Raw genomic sequence first — 482 nt, 5'->3', positions numbered from 1 at the left:
GGCCGGTCGCGGTCGGGCCGGGGGCCTCCTCCAGGGCAGGACAGCTCACCGGAGAGATCAACAGCAGCGGGATGTCCGGGTGCCCGTCCCGGATCGTGTCCAGGGATCCGTGTACCGCCGGGCCGAACGTCCGCAGCCGGAAGGCGGACAGGCTCACGATGTTGATGCCCACCTTGAGGCTGATCAGGTCGGCGGGCGTATCGCGGATCGTCCGGGCGACATAGGGATCCAGCAGCGCGTTGCCCGCCTGGCTGAGGTTGATCACCTCCACCCCTCCGAGCGCAGCTGCCACCACCGGCCAGGTCCCGGTCGGGCCGTCAGCCTCGATGCAGTGGCTGATGGAACTGCCGTGGTGCACCCAGCGGCGCCGCCCGTCCGGCAGCGGTGCCAGCACCTCGCCGTCAGCGCGCAGTGCCACCAGTTCCGTCGGGGTCTGCTGTGGCAGCCACAACTCGACGTCCTTCATTCCGGCCGGCAGCCCG

At 70.5% G+C, this 482-nt stretch carries 1 protein-coding gene; it reads right to left on the bottom strand.

Going from position 1 to position 482, the window contains the following annotated elements; genetic code table 11:
* Nucleotides 1-482: SGNH/GDSL hydrolase family protein (locus BZL64_RS37805; protein WP_279634667.1), on the bottom strand; the 482-nt coding region annotated here is incomplete at both ends.

Origin of the sequence: Streptomyces bobili (assembly GCF_002154575.1) — a bacterium.
Taxonomy (GTDB): domain Bacteria; phylum Actinomycetota; class Actinomycetes; order Streptomycetales; family Streptomycetaceae; genus Streptomyces; species Streptomyces bobili.
The sequence above is the reverse complement of the archived record's forward strand: the minus strand, read 5'-3'. Positions and strand labels throughout refer to the sequence as shown.